Source organism: Bacillus sp. SD127 (assembly GCF_058566445.1).
In genome coordinates this window covers 484,130-504,092 of record NZ_CP191226.1, presented here as the reverse complement: position 1 = coordinate 504,092, position 19,963 = coordinate 484,130, and the positions used below count along the sequence as shown (strand labels likewise).

Genomic DNA, 19,963 nt, shown 5'->3' with positions numbered 1-19,963 from the left:
TTTCACAGTAAATATCCACATTGTGCCCTAATTATATATATTATCATAAAATATAGAAAAAAAGTTGGAAGCACATTAAGTTCTTTACAAATTTTTGCGGATGATCTACAAACGATTTCCGGAAGACAATGCAGTTGATTTTTCCTAAGTGATTATGGCTGGCGAACGGGTTCTCCTTCAAGAATTTCATCCTTTTTATACTTGAGTTTTGTTGCTTCTCCTCCTCTTAAATGCCTGATGGATTTATGATAATCGAGTATTTCTTTCACTTCGTTTGCCAAGTCAGGATTGATTTCAGGCAGACGCTCTGTTAAATCCTTGTGTACTGTACTTTTGGAAACACCAAATTCCTTCGCAATGACACGAACGGTTTTCTTTGTCTCCACGATGTACTTTCCTATCTTGATTGTTCGCTCTTTGATGTAATCGTGCACACCACTCGACCTCCCTAAAATGGATGTGAGAAGTGTGAAATGAGATCCGTATTCTGTAAAGAGTCATTCATTATGCAGCTTCTTTGTTGTATGGTTTTAAAAGTAAGTTTGTGAAATATGCCCACGATCCCTCACCTCAAACACTCTCTTTGTTAGGTTTGTAACAGTGTATTAGCATTCTTGTGGGAATATGCTAAAAACTCAATAAGGACAAGGGGTGAAATGAACTTTTCGACTTCGGCTAATTATTTCGCGTCACTAAATTTATATCTTTACATCCTTTCATCGCTCCTGTAAAATGAAAAAAGCAATTAGTTACTTAGGTAAGTTTTTTTAGAAGGAGACCGAAATGACCTACGTCAACAGACACCTCATTCATCAAATCAACCAAAGCGCCCGCCTGATTGCCAAAAAAGCCAATGAACAGCTGGAGCCATTCGGCCTTTACTCATCTCAATGGTCAATTTTATATTGTTTGCGTACGATCGGACCAATGACTCAAAAGGAGATTTGGTCCTATTTAAATGTGGAAGCGCCAACGGTGACCCGGACGATCAAACGCCTTGAAGAAAACGGCTGGGTACAGAGACGGCAAGGTGAAGACAAACGGGAAAAACTCGTTGTCCTCACAAAAGAAGCAGAGAAAAAATACGAAGAAATCAATGTGAAAATGCTTAAATTTGAGGAAGAACTGCTTGCAGATTTCCGTGATGAAGATAAAGAAGCGTTTTCTCATTTATTTCGTTTGTTTTTACAACAATGAATTAAGGAAGTGACATACATTTGAAAAAGTCTGAACCGATTTGGACCAAAGATTTTATTATGGTCGTTCTCGTGAACTTGTTTGTTTTTGTGTTCTTTTATACATTTTTAACTGTTCTGCCTATCTATATGATGCAGGAGCTGGGAGGTACTGAATCTCAGGGAGGGCTGTTGATCAGTCTGTTCCTGTTATCCGCCATTTTCACACGCCCTTTTTCAGGAGCTATTATAGAACGGTTTGGGAAAAAGAGAATGGCGATTGTATCGATGGCAATTTTTGCCCTTTCGTCTTTTCTTTACCTGCCAATTCATAACTTCTATCTGCTGCTTGGATTGCGGTTCTTCCAAGGAATCTGGTTCAGTATTTTAACCACTGTAACCGGCGCGATCGCAGCTGATATCATTCCAGTTAAACGCCGCGGCGAAGGGCTTGGATACTTTGCCATGTCTATGAACCTCGCAATGGCTATCGGTCCGTTTCTCGGATTGAGCCTGGTGAAAATTGTGCCTTTCTCTGTCTTCTTTACAATTTTTGCGTTGTTTATGATTGTCGGGCTGTTTGTTACATTACTCATTAAAGTGCCAAACAGCCTCAGCAGCGGAACGACTGTATTCCGCTTCTCTCTGTCGGATATGTTTGAAAAAGGCGCGCTTAAGATTGCGATTGTAGGGTTGTTTATATCATTCTGTTATTCAACAGTTACGGCATTTTTGTCCGTTTTTGCTAAGTCTATTGATCTATTAAATGTCAGCGGCTACTTCTTTGTATGCTTTGCCGTTACGATGATGGTCGCGCGTCCGTTTACAGGCAAACTGTTCGACAAAGTCGGACCGGGGATTGTGATTTACCCTTCAATCCTGATTTTCTCTGTCGGACTTTGCATGCTTGCCTTTACGCATAGCAGCTGGATGCTGCTATTATCCGGAGCGGTGATCGGACTCGGATACGGCTCAATCGTGCCGTGCATGCAAACGCTGGCGATACAAAATTCACCGGCACACCGTTCAGGATTTGCGACAGCGACGTTCTTTACGTTCTTTGACAGCGGAATTGCCGCTGGATCGTATGTGTTCGGATTATTCGTTGCTTCCGCTGGTTTCTCATCTATTTACTTAACAGCGGGTCTATTTGTTCTGATTTCTCTTCTCCTCTATGCATGGAGCCAGAAAAAAACGGCTGTCGCCGAACCTGAAGGAAAAGTGTCGATTGCAGAATAGCTTGTCAGACTGCCGGAGTTTGCCGGCAGTCTTTTTTTGCATAAAAAAACGGCATTCTGCTCCGTTGAACGGAATAGAATGCCGCTTCTTTCATGATTCAATAATCGGACGCGCAGGTGAATCCGGATCTAATGTAAAATCAAAAGACTCTTCGTCACGATACATCGGATCTGCATAAATAGAACCGACATCATTTTTCGTTGCTTTTTGATAAGATGAAAACGAGTCGTATTCAGTCTGTTTCCACATCCATAAGCCGTCCTTACCTGCTTCCTTATGGTAAACGTTATGATTGACTGTATTTCCTTCATTGGTTTTAAATTCGTTGGCAATAAACAGCCTTGAATCACTTGCCGTCATGATGTTCTTTTCTATTACGTTGTTTTTTGTATCGTGCTGCAGCAATAGCTGTCCGCCATACAGCTCTTTTGTATCGTTGCGGAAAATAATGTTGTGAGCAATCACAGAACCGGTGGTGCCGCCACGCTCTTTGTCATATCCGCCGATTGAAATACCCGTGTACGCATTCTGGTACACTTTGTTGTCGGTAATCTTTATATCCTCAGCATATTTTCCTTTGTGCTCAGAGGTTGCTTCAATACCGATATCGTTTCTGTAAACCGTGTTTTTCCTTATGTCAATATTGCGTCCTCCGTCGACATATATTCCGCCCGCTGAGTACTCATCTCCATAAGCGGGATTTCCGAAAGTTGAATGATGATAGACAGTATTGTTTTCTACGACGCCGTTTCGAACATAATCGTTTTGATCTGCCGTTCCTTCATATCCGATAAGATCGATGCCAATATTGTTATTATCACGGACCAGATTGCCTGCAATCGTAAAGCCGTCAATGTTTCCGTTCAGCACAACCGCTTCACTCGCTCCGAGTGTCAGCTTTTCAACGGTATTATCCGTAATCTTAATGTCTTTCATGCTTCCCGTCCCATAAACCGCAATTCCGTGGGCATTGCCCTCGTCCGCCGTTGTTTTTATATTCCGAACATGATTATCCTTAATCGTGATATGGCTGCTGGATCCAGTCACATAAATTCCCATGGCGGTTGCTTCTTCAGATGAAACAGAGAGATTCTCAATCGTTAAACCGCTGATTGTGATGTAATGTTTATTGTCTATGCGGATTAACGGCGTTTCATATTCTGCGCTCGTCATCGATTTCCCGGTAATGACTGCTTTCTCGTCCTGATAGCTTCGAAACGTGATAGGCTTTCCATCCGCGCCGCTATGCTTCACATCAAGCGGTTCATCATACGTGCCTTCCCGGATGATTACGGTTGTTCCGGCAACAGCTTCCTTAGCGGCATGCGCAAGTGTACGAAATGGCTTTGTTTTCGTCCCTTCATTTTGATCATTGCCGTCAGGAGAAACATATAAGCAGTTCACTGAGTCTTGTTCATTTGCTGCCGTCTTATCATAGGTTAAAGCGATAATAACAGCAGTTAAAACGGCTGCCGCAGAAATAAAAAATGATATTTTCATATTGGATTCTCATTTCTATTTAGAATGGATTTTCTTATATCATTATAAGTTATCCATTTATGGAAAACCATCTCAAATTTCACCTGCATAAGTTCTTATTCAGCTCGACGCACCTGCCCAGAATCATACTTTCCAATAGCCGATGATATCGGCGGGTGAATCCGCATCAGAGCAATATAGACAAGAAATGATGTCAGCACACCTACAAACCATGAGATGTCATATAAGCCTTTTAATGCGGGGACATACATTCCGATTAATGAGATCAGTGCGCCTAAAAGCGTGGCTGCGAATGCCCGGTAGTTATACCCTTTAAAATACACATACCGTCCGGTTTCGGAATAAAGGTCATCAACCGAAAGCTCCCGCTTGCGAATAATAAAGTAATCAGCCATCATGACGCCCGCCACCGGACCGAGCATGCCGCCGATTAAACCGAGAAACGCATAAACGCTGGTTGCGCTCTCCATGAGCTTCCACGGAACCGTAAATAAAGCGAGCAGGGCTGTAATAAAGCTGCCTCGTTTAAAATTAATATATTTCGGCAAAGCATTCGCAATATCATAAGCCGGAGACACGATGTTTGCTGCGACATTAACTGATATGGTGGCAATACAGAGTGTAATCACAGATAATACGATGACATAAGGATTATCAAACCTCGCTAAAATATCAACCACGTCCCAAATCGGCTCGCCGAAAGCAACCTGCGAACCGGAGGTCACCGTAATACTGGCAAACGCAAATAATGCGAAGGTTCCAGGCAAGCCGTAAAACTGGCCTTTAATCTGCTCTTTTTGCGTTTCAGCAAACCGTGTAAAATCAGGTATGTTTAAAATTAACGTCGCCCAAATGCCGATAATGCCGGTGACTCCGGCAGCAAACGGCCAAAATGTTTCTGAAAACGTATGAAATTTTCCAGGCTGCGAATAGATCGGCCCGAGTCCTCCGGCTATATCGACCGCCCACCATACCATGCCGCCAAACACCACATATACTAAAGGACCTGCCCATACCTCGAAACGCTTAATTGATTCCATGCCGTGATGCAATACGAGTAAATGCACAGCCCAAAAGAATACGAAAGAGAGGAAACCAGACAAGTGAATGCCCAGAATATTCCACTCCCCGCCAATCTCTCCCCAGCCGGGCCACATATTTAACAGCAAAATGTTCAGCGCCGTGCTTCCGGCAAAGGTTTGAATGCCAAGCCACATAATGGCTGTAAAAGCCCTCAGAAGCGCCGGAATGTTTGCGCCGTAAATTCCATATGAAGCCCGGATAATCACAGGAAACGGCAGCCCGTATTTTGTCCCTGCATGCCCGTTTAAGGCGAGTGCGCCAAACAAAATAAGCGAGGCCGTAATAATGATCGCCATCACCTGCCACGGTGAAAGCCCGATTGCAATTAATCCGCCCACTGTCGCGTAGGTCGGAATATTATGTATGCACCCCATCCAAATCGAGGCAAAGTTCATTGCTTTCCAAGTGCGTTTTTCCTGCCCTAAAGGCAGCAGATCCTCATTGCTCAGCCTGTTTGATTGCTGCTGACTCTCTTTTAACTCCATAGCCGGCTCCCCTTTCAGCATTGTCTATCTTCCGTTATATGTATTGTTTTCTAACATGATATGTTACGTAATATAACTGAAAAGTCAGATAAATACATTGGCTATAATACACAATCCTTTTATTCATTTTTGAGCATCCTAAACAAGAAAAAGAGACAGACTCGCATATCTGTCTCTTTTCTCATATTCTTGTTTTCATTAAGGCGGTGAATCTCAAAGCCACGAAGAGACTCAATGCGCCTACAGCAATAAGGATCATTCCCATGATATCAAAATGAGCCGCTGTAATCTCTTTACCGAACAGAAGGCCCAGAATCACGGAGGATAAAATTGAGCCGAGGTAACGGCACGTTTGGAACAGCCCCGAGGTCGTTCCCACCATGTCTGAAGGGCTCGTTTTCAGCATCGCCGCCTGAAGCGCCACGTTTCCAAGTCCGTAACCGATGCCGAGCAGCGACAGGATCAAGCCTTTCCCGATGACCGGAACGCTGATAAAAAAGACCGTTAAGAGCACAGCGCCAGCCGTCATCAGAAGCGCCCCCGCCAAAATCGGCTCGATGACTCCCGATCGGTCAATCCACCTACCTGTAATAGGCGATACAGCGATGCTCATTCCTGACATGAACAGCATAAACAGACCGCTCGTTTGGACAGAAAGATGCATTTCATCCTGAAAATAACTCGGCAGGCCGAAAAATAAACAGTAGAAGAATACATTGAGTAAAATAAACTGAACGTATACCGCTGACAGGCTTCGCTGCGTTTTAAACAAACGGACATCAATAAACGGCTTCTCCGTTTTCAGCTCACGCCAGACAAATGACACAAGCAGAATGACACCAATCACACCTTCTGACGCATGCGGGGATGTGCTGAATGAAAGCAAAAAGGACAGGAGCAAAATGATCCCGCCGGCAAACAAAAGGATTCCCGGAACATCTAGCTGCCGGATAACCGCTCTGATCCCCACCCCTTTTTTCTGATCCTTCGGGAACATATACATCCCTAATAGGAAGCTTAGGATAATAAACGGCAGATTGACGATAAAAATCGCCGGCCAGCCGCCCCAGACAATCAAAAAGCCGCCGACTGTCGGCCCCAGCGCCGTCATTGCAGATGCAAATATGGACAGCACCGCCATGGCTGAAGCCTGGCGCTCATGTATGTGATTTCGTATCAGCCCGACTCCCGACGGATAAATCGCACTGCTCCCCACCGATTGAAACAGCCGCATGACCAATAATGTCATAAAGGTTGGCGCAAGCGGCGCCCCGATGGCGGAAACCGCCACAAGAATAAGCCCATATAAAAACAACCTTTTCCGCCCAATCAAATCGCCAAGCTTTCCCGTCACAGGCTGGGCCACAGCACTCGCCAAATAGAAAGAGGAGATCAGCCAGGAAACCGTCGTAAACGACAGGCGAAACTCATGCTGGATGCTGTGGAGCGCCAGAGAAATCATAGACGAGTTCAGCGGATTCAGCATCGTTCCTGAAGCTACCGCCGTTAAAAAGACAGCACGGCTCTTTTTTGATATTTTCATTTCACTTGAGATAAAAATTCTTCTGTTGTCCGCGATTTACCGATTCTCGGAAAAATAAAGCGCAGTGTGGCTTCATGCTCATCCTCACTGAACGTGGACATCGCGTCGGTAATAAAAATCTGCTGATAGCCAAGCTGAAAGGCCTCGCGAGCCGTACTTTCCACTCCGATATTTGTGGCAATGCCGCACAGTACAATCGTATCAATGCCGCGGCGTCTCAGCTGCAAATCTAAGTCCGTGCCGAAAAATGCGCCCCACTGGCGTTTGGTCACTATGTAATCTCCGTCCTGCACACCGATTTCCGGAACAAATTCCGCCCAATCCGCCGGCATTTCACCTGAACCTTCCTGCGCCTGTTCATCCGTTTCCGGCTTTAGCGCATCCGCTCCGTCATGGAAGGCTACATTCACAAAGCTGATAAAGCCGTTATGCTTTCGGAATTCATCAACAAGCTTTTTCGCATTCGGAACAACCTGTCCGCTTTTGTCTATTGGCACAATTCCTTTTTGCAGATCAATGATAACCAATGCTGTGTTTTGAAAATCAATGGTAAGTGTGTTCATTTTGCGTTTCCTCCTGATGCTGTTAGTGTTTCTCGCATTCCATATTTTACTCTTCACTTCACATGAATTCTTGCATGACGCTTGTGAAATTCTCAGGAGAAGCGCTTATCTCACGATTTTTCTTTTATATAAAAATAAAAGGTGGTGCATGCAAACATACCAGCAAGCACTGTGATCATAAAAGTTGTCATAGCTTCGTCACCTGCCTGCCGTTAATCGGCTGCTGATTAAACATGCCCATAAATTTGCGGCGGTCAATCCAAAGCAGAATCAAACACATGATCATTAATATCGTACTGAGATCCTGCACGCCAATATCAAAACAATAGTTAATCATGACGATGTTCACAATAATCGGCATAAATACAACGGCGCCTAACGCAGATGTTCTTGGAATCAACAGCAAAACTGCAGCAATGATTTCCCCAAAGCCTATAAATACTTCATAGACATGAGAATAACCGAAAAATGTCCATGCAATTGCAAATCCCTTTCCTACTCCAGCTGCAATTTCAGGTGTTACTTCCCCAAACTGCCCCATGACCACTTTCGCCAGGCCGTACACAACAAAATTAAAGGCCAAAAACAACCGGAATGTCGCCGGAATGGACTTTCTTAACGCTCTCAGCAGCCTGCTGCCTTTATTCATATCGCATCCCCCTTAGTGTATTATATTAACTAGTACACTTAATACACTATATATAATTCTATTTATTGTCAATTCCCTTTTTTCTCATAAAAACAGAATTATTTTATAGGCATAAAGTCTTGTATGGCAAATACCATTTTTCTTTCTTCGCCCGCATCGATAACACACACTAAAAAAACATGTTAGGAAATCTCACATGAAAATGTTTTATCATTCTTTTTTCTCTATAATGAAGAAATATAATAATTGCTTTTATTCTGAAAGATACGGAGGAATGAGACATGCAAATGGGCGATACAGTATTTATGTTCTTTTGCGCTTTACTCGTGTGGCTGATGACCCCGGGGTTAGCGTTATTTTATGGAGGAATGGTAAAAAGCAAAAATGTGCTGAGTACAGCAATGCACAGTTTCTCTTCCATCGCCATCGTTTCCATCGTTTGGGTGCTGTTCGGATATACACTTGCCTTCGCACCAGGCAATTCAATCATTGGCGGACTGGAGTGGGCAGGTCTGAAGGGGGTCGGATTTGATCCGGGTGATTACAGCGACACGATTCCCCATTCATTATTTATGATGTTCCAAATGACGTTCGCGGTTCTGACAACTGCTATCATTTCCGGGGCTTTCGCAGAGCGGATGCGATTCGGCGCTTTTCTTTTATTCTCGGTTTTATGGGTTTCATTGGTTTACACGCCGGTTGCTCACTGGGTATGGGGCGGAGGCTGGATCGGCCAGCTTGGCGCGCTTGATTTCGCAGGCGGAAACGTTGTTCATATTTCTTCCGGGGTGGCCGGCCTTGTTCTGGCCATCGTGCTCGGCAAACGGAAAGACGGCACAGCGTCTTCTCCGCATAACCTCATTTACACCTTCTTGGGAGGCGCCCTGATTTGGTTCGGCTGGTTCGGTTTTAACGTCGGCAGCGCCCTGACATTAAACGATGTGGCCATGTACGCCTTTATTAATACAAACACGGCTGCTGCAGCGGGGATTGCCGGCTGGATATTGGTTGAATGGATCATCAACAAAAAACCGACGATGCTCGGCGCGGTATCAGGAGCGATCGCAGGGCTTGTGGCCATTACGCCGGCGGCCGGGTTTGTCACACCGTTTTCTTCTATTATCATTGGCATCATTGGCGGAGCGGTTTGTTTCTGGGGTGTCTTCTCGCTGAAACAGAAATTCGGATATGATGACGCACTTGACGCCTTTGGCCTGCACGGCATCGGCGGCACATGGGGCGGCATCGCGACAGGATTGTTCGCAACAACTTCAGTCAACTCCGCTGGTGCAGATGGTTTATTCTACGGGGATGCAAGTTTAATCTGGAAACAAATTGTAGCGATCGCCGCAACTTATGTTTTTGTATTTATTGTCACATTCGTTATTATTAAAATTGTAGGCCTCTTCCTTCCCCTACGCGCAACCGAAGAAGAAGAATCACTCGGGCTTGATTTAACAATGCACGGGGAAAAAGCATATCAAGATTCTATGTGAGGAGTGACGCTATGAGCGGTCAAATGTTCAAGGTAGAAATTGTAACGCGTCCGGCAAATTTTGAAAAGCTGAAGCAGGAACTCGGAAAAATCGGAGTCACCTCTCTGACCTTCTCCAATGTTCACGGCTGCGGGCTTCAAAAAGCACATACGGAGCTTTATCGAGGGGTAAAAATAGAAAGCAATGTATATGAACGGTTAAAAATCGAAATCGTGGTCAGCAAGGTTCCTGTTGATCAAGTAACTGAGACCGCTAAGCGGGTTCTGAAAACGGGATCACCGGGTGACGGTAAAATCTTTGTCTATGAAATCGGCAATACGATTAATATCCGCACCGGCGAAGAAGGACCTGAAGCGCTGTAATATCGTTAAGAGATTCGGACACTCCGGATCTCTTTTTTTGCGAACAGAAAAAACCCCCAGAAACCGCGGTACCCATTCGAATCCTCTTCAAGCACCATGATTTCAGACAATCTCTATTTTTATTTGAAACTTTTTCTGAGTAAGATGAGTCTACTTAATATAAAAATGTAAAAGGTGATTATTTGAATTACGAAATATTTAAAGCTATCCATGGATTATCTCATCACAATTCTGTTCTCGATTCCATTATGGTTTTCATAACGGAATACGCGATCGTTGCCTATGCGCTTATCTTATTGGTGATGTGGCTGTTCGGGAACACACAAAGCAGAAAGAACGTGCTTTACGCAGGAATTACAGGAATTGCGGGTCTTGTGATTAATTTCTTGATTACACAAGTTTATGTTGAACCACGCCCTTTCGTCGCTCACACAGTGCATACGCTGATTCCGCACGATGCAGATGCTTCTTTTCCGAGTGACCACACAACGGGAGCGCTAGCTATTTCGATTGCAATGCTTTTCAGAAACCGTAAAATCGGCTGGCCGCTCGTCATCTTCGGGCTTTTGACCGGTTTTTCACGAATTTGGGTGGGACATCACTATCCTGTAGATGTGTTGGGCAGTCTTGTTGTCGCGATCATTATCGGGTTCCTATTCTTTAGATTTTCAGATCTTCTTCGCCCGTTCGTTGATTTCATCGTTCGAATCTATGAAGCGATTATCAACAAGATTACGAAAAAACCAACCGATCAAAATTTCTAAGCAAAAAAGCCGGCCTCTGAATGCAGAGCGCCGGCTTTAATATTTTTCATACACCTCATGTTTTTTCCGCTTTGCGATAACAAATAATCCAAGAAACAGAGCAATCCCAACACTGTCAATGAGCACATCCCGGATACAGCCGTTTCTGCTGAAGAAAAGCTGAATGATTTCCGTAAAAACGGCAAACACGAATGCTCCGGCCGAGGCCCATTTTATACGGCTCCATTGCTTCCAGAGCAAATATGTCAGCACGAAAAAAGAAAACGCGTGCCCGATTTTTTGAATCACAGCTACAGGCGTGGTCAGCTGAGTAAAATCCATGTCTAAAAATCGGTTTAGATCAGGATGCGGATGAAAGTGAAATGCCACTGTCTGCGACATCACCATATCACTGAAGCTTTCTGTACAGACAGAGAGTAAAATGAAGAAGATCCAGCCTGCGAGTAATAGACGATGCATAAAAACAGCCTCCTTTCCAGCGGCATCTTGTGCATGTAAATACATAGACGGCACAGTGAAACAAAAAGTAACAAAAAAACGCCTATCACACCGATAGACGTTTTCTTCATTAGGACTGTTCAGTGCCTTCTGTTGTGCTGCTTTCTTTGGAACCTGATTTGTCAGTTGAATCATCCGTTTTGTCCTCGGATTTTTCGTCAGTTCCTTTTTCAGTCGAACCATCCTTTTTTTCTGATGATTGCTGAATGGATTCTTCTGTTTCCTCAGTTGCAGCTTTTTCTTCTGCAGCTGCCGCTTTTTCAATAGAAGAAACCGGCTTGTCCATAAAGTTCAGCGGGTTCATAGCAACTCCGTCTTTACGGATTTCAAAGTGTACGTGGTTGCCGCTTTCTTCGCTGTAAAGGTTCTTGCCAGACTTTCCGATGACCTGGTTTTGCTTCACCTTGTCGCCTTGCTCAACACCTACTTCAGAAAGTGATTGATACACAGTAGATAACCCATCAGCATGTTCGATTTCCACAACATATCCCAGCACTGGATCTTTTTCAGCTTTGACAACCGTACCGCTTAGAGAAGCAGAAACATCGAAATCTTTTCCGTCTTTCTCAGCTAAGTCAATTCCTTTGCTTAGGCTGTACGTGTTATTATAGGTAACGAGTGCTGCTTCTTTTTCTTCTTTTGCGGCATCAGTTTCATAGAACTTTTTCACAACAGAAACGTTTTCAGAATCAACAACCGGCATTGCGACATTTTCCATAGACTTTCCTACTTCAACTGCATCGTCGTTGTTGTCATACGCGGAGCTTCCGCCGTTATCAGCTAACTGATCCTTTACCTCATCATTTGATACAGATTGATACCAAAGGACAGCTGTTAAAATGACGGCCGCACTGACTAAGTAAATTGCAGGGAACACCCAGCGTTTACGAAAAAACTGCTGAAGTTTTTTGACTTGAGAAGTTTTCTTTTCTTCCTCTCTCATTGTTTCATCACCTCAGCAACATTCTGAACACTTTTCTGAAAATATATACATCGATATAAAAAACTTTTTTAGATATAGTTTGTGCAGGCTGATAAGAAAATATGTAATTTTTTTGAGAGGAGAACAAGATACGTATGAACTTAACATTACGTCTTGCTGAAAAAAAGGATATAGAAGCGGTTGTAGCGATTTATAACTCTACGATTGCCTCGCGAATGGTAACAGCCGATACTGAACCGGTAACTCCGGAAGACCGGATGGCATGGTTTTTGGGACATACAGACGAACGGCCGCTGTATGTTGCTGAGGATGAAAGCGGGGACGTGGCTGCCTGGATCAGCTTCGAAAGATTTTACGGCAGGCCTGCTTATAATAAAACAGCCGAGATCAGCATATACATTCATGAATCATGCCGCGGCAAAGGCGCCGGAACGCATTTGCTTCAGGAAGCGCTCCGCATCGCGCCGGAGCTTGGCATCCGCTCGCTTATGGCCTTCATTTTCGGACATAACAAGCCTAGCCTGAAGCTGTTTGAAAAGCACGGTTTCAAGGAATGGGGGTTATTCCCCGGCATTGCCGAAATGGACGGCAAGCGATATGACTTAAAAATATTAGGGAGAGAGCTATCATGATTAGTCTTGATAAAGATGAAAACCATATTGAAACTCATCACGAAGAAAACAGCGTGATTGAGCAGGAGAACGGCAGCACAGCGGGCGAAAAACGTGAGCTGAGCGCTGCTGCTGTCAAATCGCTTTCAGACATTGCAAAGTGGGGCAAAATAACAGGAATTCTTTTGATTGTCATGGGCGCGCTGGCTGCCCTGTCGGCTTTAATGACAGTCATAGGCGCTATTCCAGGCGTTCTGCTCATTATTTCAGGCGTATTTCTGATGCGGTCAGCAAAATCAGCAAAAGAGACGAGCGGAAATCTGACCGGCAGTGCGGGTGAAAGCATGCTGGAGAACTACGGAAAATTTATTAAAATGCAATTATTCTACGCTGCATCAAGTATCGCCGCAGGCCTTATCGGAATCATTTTGCTCATTTTCTTCCTCGTATTTGTCGGCATCGCCGCTTTTGAGGATATGGATACGTATGAAGACCCGGATTCCTATTATTATGAAGATGAGCCCGTATTTGAATAAAAAGAGCTGACCCATGTCAGCTCTTTTTTAATACAGCATTTTCTTGCGTCTGTCTTCTTCAGTCAAAAACTCAACAAAGCTCCGCATCGCAAACGGTTCTTCCTTGATCTGGCGCGTATACGTGTTTTTGCGCTCTTCTGAAAGAATTTCGCTCTTTTTAATTCTGTTCAGCATATAGATATGAACGGTCTTTTGAATTTGTTTATGCTGATAGCCCGCTTCTTTAAAAAATGCTAATCCAAGTGCAGCAAGAAGCGCAAAAAGTCCGGCGCTGATCAGAGACTCTCTGTCTGCTGAAGCATGAAAAAGGAAAGCAGCCAAATTAAAGAGAGAGAATGCAGCAAGCGGAACAGCAAGAAAACGGTAGATGACAGTTTTCTTCATTAAAGGCTGTACAGCCTTTTGAATTTTTTGCATTTCTGTTTTAATGAACCCCGGCATTTGTTCAATTCTGTAAAAGTTCATGTAATTCTCCCCCTTTATTTGATTTTGCAAGGCTTCACGAACGTTATCATATGAGTTTATTTTAACGCAGGTGCAAGCTGGTTTTAAAGAAATCTGCCCGTGTTTTTCGCGAAGAATCTGGATCAACACACTTTATTCTTTTAAAAAGTCAGTGTTATAATTTGTAATGGGAATCAGATTGCTGTTATTCATGGAATACTAATGGCAATCTTCTTGATAAATATGAATTAGCGGGGTTACAAAGTGAGTATTTCTTCCATCCTTTTGTCACTTTTTTTCATTTTGAATATTCTTTTGGCCATCATTGTCATATTCAAAGAACGGCGCGATGCCAGTGCATCATGGGCTTGGCTGCTTGTTCTTTTCTTTATTCCCGTTTTAGGCTTTATTTTATACCTATTATTCGGTCATAATCTCAGACGCAAGCATTTGTTTCAATGGGAGGATCGCAAGAAAATCGGCATCGAAAAGCTGCTGCAGCATCAGCTTGAAGAATTAGAAAACAGGCAATTTCAGTTCAACAACCGGGCAACCTTTGATAATAAGGATTTAATATATATGCTCATCATGAATAATCACGCTGTCTTTACAGAGGATAATTCAGTTGATGTCATAACAGACGGACGTGATAAGTTTCAGCGGCTTTTACATGACATATCAAAGGCAAAGGATCATATCCATCTACAATATTATATTTACAAAGGTGATGAATTAGGAAAAAAATTGCGGGACGCCCTCATTCAAAAAGCGAAAGAAGGTGTTCAGGTCAGGGTTTTGTATGATGAGCTCGGGTCCAGAACGCTGCGCAAAAAGTTTTTTAAAGAACTGCGTGAGGCCGGCGGGCATGTGGAGGTCTTTTTCCCTTCAAAGCTCAGGCCGATTAACCTTCGGCTGAATTACCGCAACCACCGAAAGCTTGTTATCATAGACGGCATAACCGGTTATGTCGGAGGGTTTAATGTCGGGGATGAATATCTCGGGCTCAATCCGAAGTTCGGCTATTGGCGCGATACCCATATTCGATTGCAGGGAACGGCCGTTCACGCCATTCAGACACGATTCATCCTTGACTGGAACCAAGCTTCACATCATCATACGCTCACCTATATCCCGAACCACTTTCCCGATTGCAACCCAAAGGGAAACGTCGGGATGCAGATTGTTACGAGCGGGCCCGATTCCGAATGGGAACAAATTAAAAATGGCTACATCAAAATGATTTCAAACGCCAAGCGGAACATTTTGATACAAACACCTTATTTTATTCCGGACGCAAGCCTGCTGGATGCATTGAGGATCGCGTGCCTGTCAGGCATTGATGTCAACATTATGATACCGAACAAGCCTGATCATGCTTTTGTATACTGGGCCACGCTTTCGTATATCGGGGATCTTTTAAAAGCCGGAGCCACCGTCTATATTTACGATAATGGATTTATCCATGCGAAAACAATTGTTGTAGATGACGAAATTGCATCGGTCGGTACAGCGAATATTGACGTCCGAAGCTTCAGGCTGAATTTTGAGGTTAATGCATTTATTTATGATATCAACATTGCCAAAAAACTGGTTTCTACATTTAAAGAAGATTTGCTCGTATCCAGAAAATACACCTACGAGGAATATCAGCAGCGGTCATTATGGATCCGCATCAAGGAATCCGTGTCACGGCTATTGTCGCCGATTTTATAAGATGTGCCAATCCCCCCGGCCTTTATGGCCGGGGTTTTTCAGCATGGCATCATCACGCATCCCGTATAAACGCGCGTGGCCTTTCCATATAGCGTGCAATCATAATAAAAAAATCACTAATATGATCACGTAATTGATCAACAGCGTCAGGCCAAACTCCATTCACGCCGCAGCAAAATCAATTCACTATTTTTATTTCTTTATACAAAACTTCTCACAAATAGTGTATAAAAGAAAAGTGAGTATTTTTTTGTAAAGGGGACCCGTGTCAATGAATCCGGAAACGGTCAACAAAACCCTCATCAGTATTTCAAAATGGGGAAAAGCAACAGGCATTTTATTTATTATTATGGGCGCTTTTACTGCGCTTTCAGGCGCGTTCTTTTTTCTTATCGGCGCAGTGCCGGGCGTACTGCAAATCATTGCAGGCATCTTTTTGATGCGGTCAGCAAAAGAAGCTGGCTTAATGGCTGAAAAGCATAGCGGGCAATCTGAGGATTTAATGCTGGAGAACTATGCGAAATTTGTAAAGATGCAAGGGATTTATTTAATCGTGAGCATCGCTGTATCGATTCTGGCGATCATCGCATTCTTCATCTTTCTAATGCTTGGAATTGCCGACGGCATATTCAGCGATTATGATACGTACAGCACCTATTAATTAGAAAAACCCGGAGCATCCTCCGGGTTTTTTCTTGTTATTCCGCTTCGCTTACTACTGTGAAGCGTTCATTTTTGTGTGACGGATGTTCAAGCTCATCCAAAACAGCGATCGCATAATCGGCATAGCTGATATAACTGTCGCCTTTTGCGTTTACGATCACATTGTCTTTTCCTTTTTGGTAAGATCCCGTCCGCTTTCCTGCCGGATCAAAAAACGCCGCCGGGCTGAGGAACGTCCAGGAAATAAAGTCTGCCTTTTGCAGGTCTTTCAAGTTCTCTCCTTGATTTGATGCAGTCGGAAGATATTCTTTTGGGAATTCCGGTGTATCCATTAAACGTGTTGTTTTGGCTTCATCAACAAACAGGCTTCCCGCTCCGCCGACGACAAACAATCTTGTATGTTTTGCATCCTTTAGCAGGCTGATTAATGTTCTGCCTGCTTCAACATGAAGATGTTCCTGGCCAGGCGCAGCTCCAAAAGCGTTAACGAGTGCATCGAAAGGCTTGAGATCTTCTGCCGTCAGTTCAAAAACATCTTTCTCCAAAATCGCTGTATCCTGATCCTGCACTTTAGATGCATTTCGGACAATGGCAGTTACCTCGTGACCTCTTTCCTTCGCTTCTTTCAAAACCAGACTTCCCGCTTTTCCGCTTGCACCGATAATTCCTATTTTCATTTTTGATTTCCTCCTTATTTGTAACAATTTTAGTTACACGTTAGTGGTGAGAAGTCATCCCTTTTGATCAAAAGAGATGATTCATTACATCTTTTAATGACTTGCTTGCCAGCTCATTTTCCATCGCTTTTTGCACACTTTCAAATGTCTCATCCAGCGCGCACTGAATTTTTTTGCCTACCGGACACTTCGGGTTCGGGTTTTCATGAACCGCAAATAGTTCCTCTTGGTTTTGAACAGCACGATATACTTCTAAAAGAGAAATATCAGCCGGATCTTTTTTGAGGCTCGCGCCCGGCACCCCGGCGCGTGATGTGAGAATATCGCCCTTTTTCAGCAGGCTGATCATCCTTCTTACAACAACCGGGTTGGTGTTGACACTGTCAGCGATGATTTCCGAAGACGCTTTTTCATCCATCGAAATGAGAGATAAAATATGAATGGCGACAGCAAGACGGCTGTTAATCATGTTTTTTCACCACCGTTGTAACTATAATAGTTACATTTAATTCGTTTGTCAACATATAATATACACTAAATTTGCGCTTCTTGCGCATCCGTTTAGTCAATAAAACGGCCGGATGCACTCCGGCCGTGTCTTGTCAGAATAAGAAATATCGCTGTCCCAGCGGAACATAATCGACAGGCTGGCAGGATAATTCTTCTCCGTCAGCAAAGACCTGATACGTTTTCGGATCGACTTCAATCTTCGGCAAAGCAGCGTTTAATTTCATATCCAGCTTGCTCAGCTTGCGGATGTTTTTCACAGGAGAAATTCTTTTTTCCAGCCCTAACCTTTCCGCCACACCCCTTTCAATGCCCGCCTGGGACATAAACGTAATGGAGGTTGAGCGGTTGGCTTTACCATACGAAGCATACATTTGGCGCATGAACACAGGCTCCGGAGTCGGGATAGACGCGTTTGGATCCCCCATTTGCGCGCGTGCTATCATGCCGCCCTTTAAGACCAATTCCGGTTTCACGCCGAAAAATACAGGATCCCACAGGACAAGGTCAGCGAGCTTTCCTTTTTCTACAGAACCGACTTCATGGCTGAGGCCGTGAGTAATTGCCGGATTAATCGTATATTTGGCAATGTAGCGTTTCGCACGTACGTTATCATTTCCGTTTTCTCCAGTGAGAGCGCCGCGCTGTTTTTTCATTTTGTCAGCCACCTGCCAAGTGCGGATAATGACTTCGCCAACACGTCCCATCGCTTGGGAATCCGATGATGTCATGCTGATCGCGCCGATATCATGGAGAATGTCCTCTGCCGCAATCGTCGCAGCCCTGATTCTGGAATGGCTGAACGCCACGTCCTCGGGCACCTTCGCATCTAAATGGTGACAGACCATCATCATGTCAAGGTGCTCATCCATCGTATTGACGGTGTAAGGAATTGTCGGCGTTGTGGATGACGGCAGAATGTTCGCGTAAGAGGCGAGCTTCATAATATCCGGAGCATGGCCCCCGCCTGCTCCTTCAATGTGATATGTATGAATCACCCGGTCTCCGATTGCGTCAAGCGTGTTTTCCAGGAAGCCCGCTTCATTGATCGTATCCGTATGGATTGCGACTTGAATATCGGCTTCATCCACAACTTCCATACACGTTTTGATAGCGCTTGGCGTCGTGCCCCAGTCTTCATGAAGCTTCAGGCCGATGGCGCCGGCTTCCACCTGTTCGATCAGCGGCGCTTTATCGGATGCGTTCCCTTTTCCTAAGAAGCCGACATTGATCGGGAATTCCTCGGCCGCTTCCAGCATCCTTGCCATATACCATGCACCTGACGTACATGTTGTCGCTTTGCTTCCTGTAGCAGGTCCCGTTCCGCCTCCAAGAAGAGTCGTGACTCCTGAAGAAAGCGCAACTTCCATCTGCTGAGGACAAATAAAGTGAATGTGCGTATCCACTCCTCCAGCCGTTAAAATTTTGCCTTCACCGGAGATCACCTCTGTACCCGCACCAATGACCATATGCGGATCGACCCCGTCCATGATATCGGGGTTGCCGCTTTTTCCGACACCCACAATCCTGCCGTCCTTTACACCGACATCCGCTTTAACAATGCCTGTGTAATCCAATAACACGACGTTGGTGATCACCAAATCCAAAGCGCCGTCTTTTCCTGTGATGCTGCCGTTTTGGCCCATGCCGTCACGGATCGTTTTTCCGCCTCCAAAGATCATTTCTTCACCATAAACAGTGAAGTCCTTTTCGACTTCGATCCATAAGTCCGTATCGCCCAATCTGATTTTATCGCCCGTTGTCGGACCAAACAGCTCCGCGTATTGCTCCCGTGACATTTTCATCGAATCACACCCTCCATCCAGCCGGCTTTCTTTAAGTTGGCTAACGTTTTTTCTTTCCCGCGTTCATCGATATACGTATCGGCCATTCCGTTCAGTCCTCTTACTGTTTTTCGTCCGCTGAATTCAACAAGCGTGACCGTTTTCTCCTCACCTGGCTCAAAACGGACCGATGTGCCTGACGGAATGTCGATACGCATGCCGATGGCTTGTTCGCGGTCAAACGATAGCGCACCATTGGCTTCCGCAAAATGAAAATGTGAACCGACCTGAATGGAACGTGATCCGGTGTTTTTCACCGCTATCTCCCGTGTCTGGCGGCCTTCGTTAATCGTAATGGTCCCTTCAGCAATCTGAAATGCTCCCGGCTTCATGACTTCACCTCCGCAGAAATCGGCTGGTGTACTGTGACAAGCTTCACTCCGTCAGGGAATGTAGCTTCCACCTGAATGCTGTCCAGCATCTCAGGCACGCCCTCCATGACATCTTTTTCAGTCAATACATGGCGGCCGGCTTCCATCAGCTCCGCCACTCCCTTTCCGTCACGCGCGCCTTCCATGATAAAACAGGTGAGATAAGCGGCAGCCTCGGGATAGTTCAGCAGAACGCCGCGCGCCTTTCGCTGCTTGGCTAATTCTCCCGCTGCAAAAATGAGCAATTTCTCTTGTTCAACCGGTGTCAGTTTCATCTTAGGTCCTCCTTATTATCGT

At 44.6% G+C, this 19,963-nt stretch carries 24 protein-coding genes; 9 read left to right on the top strand and 15 right to left on the bottom strand.

Features of this window, described 5'->3' with window-relative positions; translation table 11 throughout:
* Positions 1-152 precede the first annotated feature (152 nt).
* Together spoIIID and ACQVGS_RS02660 are read right to left on the bottom strand one after the other, a co-directional pair.
* Positions 153-434, bottom strand: coding sequence for a sporulation transcriptional regulator SpoIIID (spoIIID, locus tag ACQVGS_RS02665; protein ID WP_010332180.1), 282 nt, complete (start codon positions 432-434; stop codon positions 153-155).
* Positions 435-448: 14 nt separating this feature from the next.
* Positions 449-559 carry a protein usd gene (locus tag ACQVGS_RS02660; protein ID WP_082687840.1) on the bottom strand — a complete coding sequence of 37 codons (111 nt, stop codon included), beginning with the start codon at positions 557-559 and terminating at the stop codon, positions 449-451.
* A gap of 224 nt (positions 560-783) precedes the next feature.
* On the opposite strand from ACQVGS_RS02660, the gene ACQVGS_RS02655 reads away from it, so the two are divergent.
* Both ACQVGS_RS02655 and ACQVGS_RS02650 read left to right on the top strand, forming a co-directional pair.
* Positions 784-1,197 carry a MarR family winged helix-turn-helix transcriptional regulator gene (locus ACQVGS_RS02655; protein ID WP_044159667.1) on the top strand — a complete coding sequence of 138 codons (414 nt, stop codon included), beginning with the start codon at positions 784-786 and terminating at the stop codon, positions 1,195-1,197.
* A 20-nt stretch (positions 1,198-1,217) separates the two neighbouring features.
* Entirely contained in the window at positions 1,218-2,414 is a 1,197-nt protein-coding gene (locus ACQVGS_RS02650) for an MFS transporter (RefSeq protein WP_106019697.1), read from the top strand.
* Positions 2,415-2,504: 90 nt separating this feature from the next.
* On the opposite strand, the gene ACQVGS_RS02645 is transcribed toward ACQVGS_RS02650, so the two are convergent.
* The 5 genes from ACQVGS_RS02645 to ACQVGS_RS02625 form a co-directional block, all read right to left on the bottom strand.
* On the bottom strand, positions 2,505-3,914 hold the full coding sequence (locus ACQVGS_RS02645; RefSeq protein ID WP_106019698.1) for a right-handed parallel beta-helix repeat-containing protein: 1,410 nt from the start codon (positions 3,912-3,914) through the stop codon (positions 2,505-2,507).
* Positions 3,915-4,009: 95 nt separating this feature from the next.
* On the bottom strand, positions 4,010-5,482 hold the full coding sequence (pucI, locus tag ACQVGS_RS02640) for an allantoin permease (protein WP_095712834.1): 1,473 nt from the start codon (positions 5,480-5,482) through the stop codon (positions 4,010-4,012).
* Positions 5,483-5,663: 181 nt separating this feature from the next.
* On the bottom strand, positions 5,664-7,025 hold the full coding sequence (locus ACQVGS_RS02635) for an MFS transporter (protein ID WP_254517915.1): 1,362 nt from the start codon (positions 7,023-7,025) through the stop codon (positions 5,664-5,666).
* On the bottom strand, positions 7,022-7,588 hold the full coding sequence (locus tag ACQVGS_RS02630; RefSeq protein WP_106019700.1) for an isochorismatase family protein: 567 nt from the start codon (positions 7,586-7,588) through the stop codon (positions 7,022-7,024). The genes ACQVGS_RS02635 and ACQVGS_RS02630 overlap by 4 nt, the downstream gene beginning before the upstream one ends.
* A 187-nt stretch (positions 7,589-7,775) precedes the next feature.
* Positions 7,776-8,237: a hypothetical protein gene (locus ACQVGS_RS02625; protein WP_106019701.1), complete on the bottom strand. Its 462-nt coding sequence runs from the start codon at positions 8,235-8,237 to the stop codon at positions 7,776-7,778.
* A gap of 281 nt (positions 8,238-8,518) precedes the next feature.
* Here ACQVGS_RS02625 and amtB point away from each other — a divergent pair, with 281 nt between their 5' ends.
* The 3 genes from amtB to bcrC all read left to right on the top strand — a co-directional run bounded on the left by amtB (position 8,519) and on the right by bcrC (position 10,859).
* A complete protein-coding gene (amtB, locus tag ACQVGS_RS02620) occupies positions 8,519-9,733 on the top strand; it encodes an ammonium transporter AmtB (RefSeq protein WP_024123127.1) in 1,215 nt (404 codons plus the stop codon).
* Between the two features lie 11 nt (positions 9,734-9,744).
* On the top strand, positions 9,745-10,095 hold the full coding sequence (locus ACQVGS_RS02615; RefSeq protein ID WP_010332189.1) for a P-II family nitrogen regulator: 351 nt from the start codon (positions 9,745-9,747) through the stop codon (positions 10,093-10,095).
* A 182-nt stretch (positions 10,096-10,277) separates the two neighbouring features.
* The gene (gene bcrC, locus ACQVGS_RS02610; RefSeq protein ID WP_024123128.1) at positions 10,278-10,859 is read left to right on the top strand and encodes an undecaprenyl-diphosphate phosphatase BcrC; all 582 of its coding nucleotides are present in this window, start codon (positions 10,278-10,280) and stop codon (positions 10,857-10,859) included.
* A 36-nt stretch (positions 10,860-10,895) separates the two neighbouring features.
* Here the strand turns inward: bcrC and ACQVGS_RS02605 are convergent, their stop codons facing one another.
* Positions 10,896-11,318: a VanZ family protein gene (locus ACQVGS_RS02605; protein ID WP_106019702.1), complete on the bottom strand. Its 423-nt coding sequence runs from the start codon at positions 11,316-11,318 to the stop codon at positions 10,896-10,898.
* Positions 11,319-11,427: 109 nt separating this feature from the next.
* Positions 11,428-12,300, bottom strand: coding sequence for a stage II sporulation protein SpoIIQ (gene spoIIQ / locus ACQVGS_RS02600; protein ID WP_024123130.1), 873 nt, complete (start codon positions 12,298-12,300; stop codon positions 11,428-11,430).
* A gap of 134 nt (positions 12,301-12,434) precedes the next feature.
* Here spoIIQ and ACQVGS_RS02595 point away from each other — a divergent pair, with 134 nt between their 5' ends.
* Positions 12,435-12,932: a GNAT family N-acetyltransferase gene (locus ACQVGS_RS02595; RefSeq protein ID WP_044159687.1), complete on the top strand. Its 498-nt coding sequence runs from the start codon at positions 12,435-12,437 to the stop codon at positions 12,930-12,932.
* Positions 12,929-13,447, top strand: a complete 519-nt coding sequence (locus tag ACQVGS_RS02590) for a DUF5362 family protein (RefSeq protein ID WP_106019703.1) — start codon at positions 12,929-12,931, stop codon at positions 13,445-13,447. Before ACQVGS_RS02595 ends, ACQVGS_RS02590 begins: the two co-directional genes overlap by 4 nt.
* Positions 13,448-13,474: 27 nt before the next feature.
* Here the strand turns inward: ACQVGS_RS02590 and ACQVGS_RS02585 are convergent, their stop codons facing one another.
* A complete protein-coding gene (locus tag ACQVGS_RS02585) occupies positions 13,475-13,912 on the bottom strand; it encodes a DUF5392 family protein (protein WP_024123133.1) in 438 nt (145 codons plus the stop codon).
* Positions 13,913-14,155: 243 nt separating this feature from the next.
* Here ACQVGS_RS02585 and cls point away from each other — a divergent pair, with 243 nt between their 5' ends.
* On the top strand, positions 14,156-15,604 hold the full coding sequence (cls, locus tag ACQVGS_RS02580; protein WP_106019704.1) for a cardiolipin synthase: 1,449 nt from the start codon (positions 14,156-14,158) through the stop codon (positions 15,602-15,604).
* A 271-nt stretch (positions 15,605-15,875) separates the two neighbouring features.
* Complete coding sequence (locus tag ACQVGS_RS02575) at positions 15,876-16,265, top strand: DUF5362 family protein (protein ID WP_105990821.1); 390 nt, start codon at positions 15,876-15,878, stop codon at positions 16,263-16,265.
* A 37-nt stretch (positions 16,266-16,302) separates the two neighbouring features.
* Here ACQVGS_RS02575 and ACQVGS_RS02570 read toward each other — a convergent pair whose 3' ends face one another.
* From ACQVGS_RS02570 to ureA, 5 genes are all read right to left on the bottom strand, one after another.
* Positions 16,303-16,944 (bottom strand): NAD(P)-dependent oxidoreductase, encoded by a 642-nt coding sequence (locus ACQVGS_RS02570; protein WP_106019705.1) that lies wholly within the window; start codon positions 16,942-16,944, stop codon positions 16,303-16,305.
* Between the two features lie 67 nt (positions 16,945-17,011).
* Positions 17,012-17,413: an Rrf2 family transcriptional regulator gene (locus tag ACQVGS_RS02565; protein WP_024123137.1), complete on the bottom strand. Its 402-nt coding sequence runs from the start codon at positions 17,411-17,413 to the stop codon at positions 17,012-17,014.
* Between the two features lie 133 nt (positions 17,414-17,546).
* Entirely contained in the window at positions 17,547-19,256 is a 1,710-nt protein-coding gene (ureC, locus tag ACQVGS_RS02560) for an urease subunit alpha (RefSeq protein WP_106019706.1), read from the bottom strand.
* Positions 19,253-19,627: an urease subunit beta gene (gene ureB, locus ACQVGS_RS02555; protein WP_024123139.1), complete on the bottom strand. Its 375-nt coding sequence runs from the start codon at positions 19,625-19,627 to the stop codon at positions 19,253-19,255. Before ureB ends, ureC begins: the two co-directional genes overlap by 4 nt.
* Positions 19,624-19,941 carry an urease subunit gamma gene (gene ureA, locus ACQVGS_RS02550; RefSeq protein ID WP_024123140.1) on the bottom strand — a complete coding sequence of 106 codons (318 nt, stop codon included), beginning with the start codon at positions 19,939-19,941 and terminating at the stop codon, positions 19,624-19,626. The genes ureB and ureA overlap by 4 nt, the downstream gene beginning before the upstream one ends.
* Between the last annotated feature and the right edge of the window lie 22 nt (positions 19,942-19,963).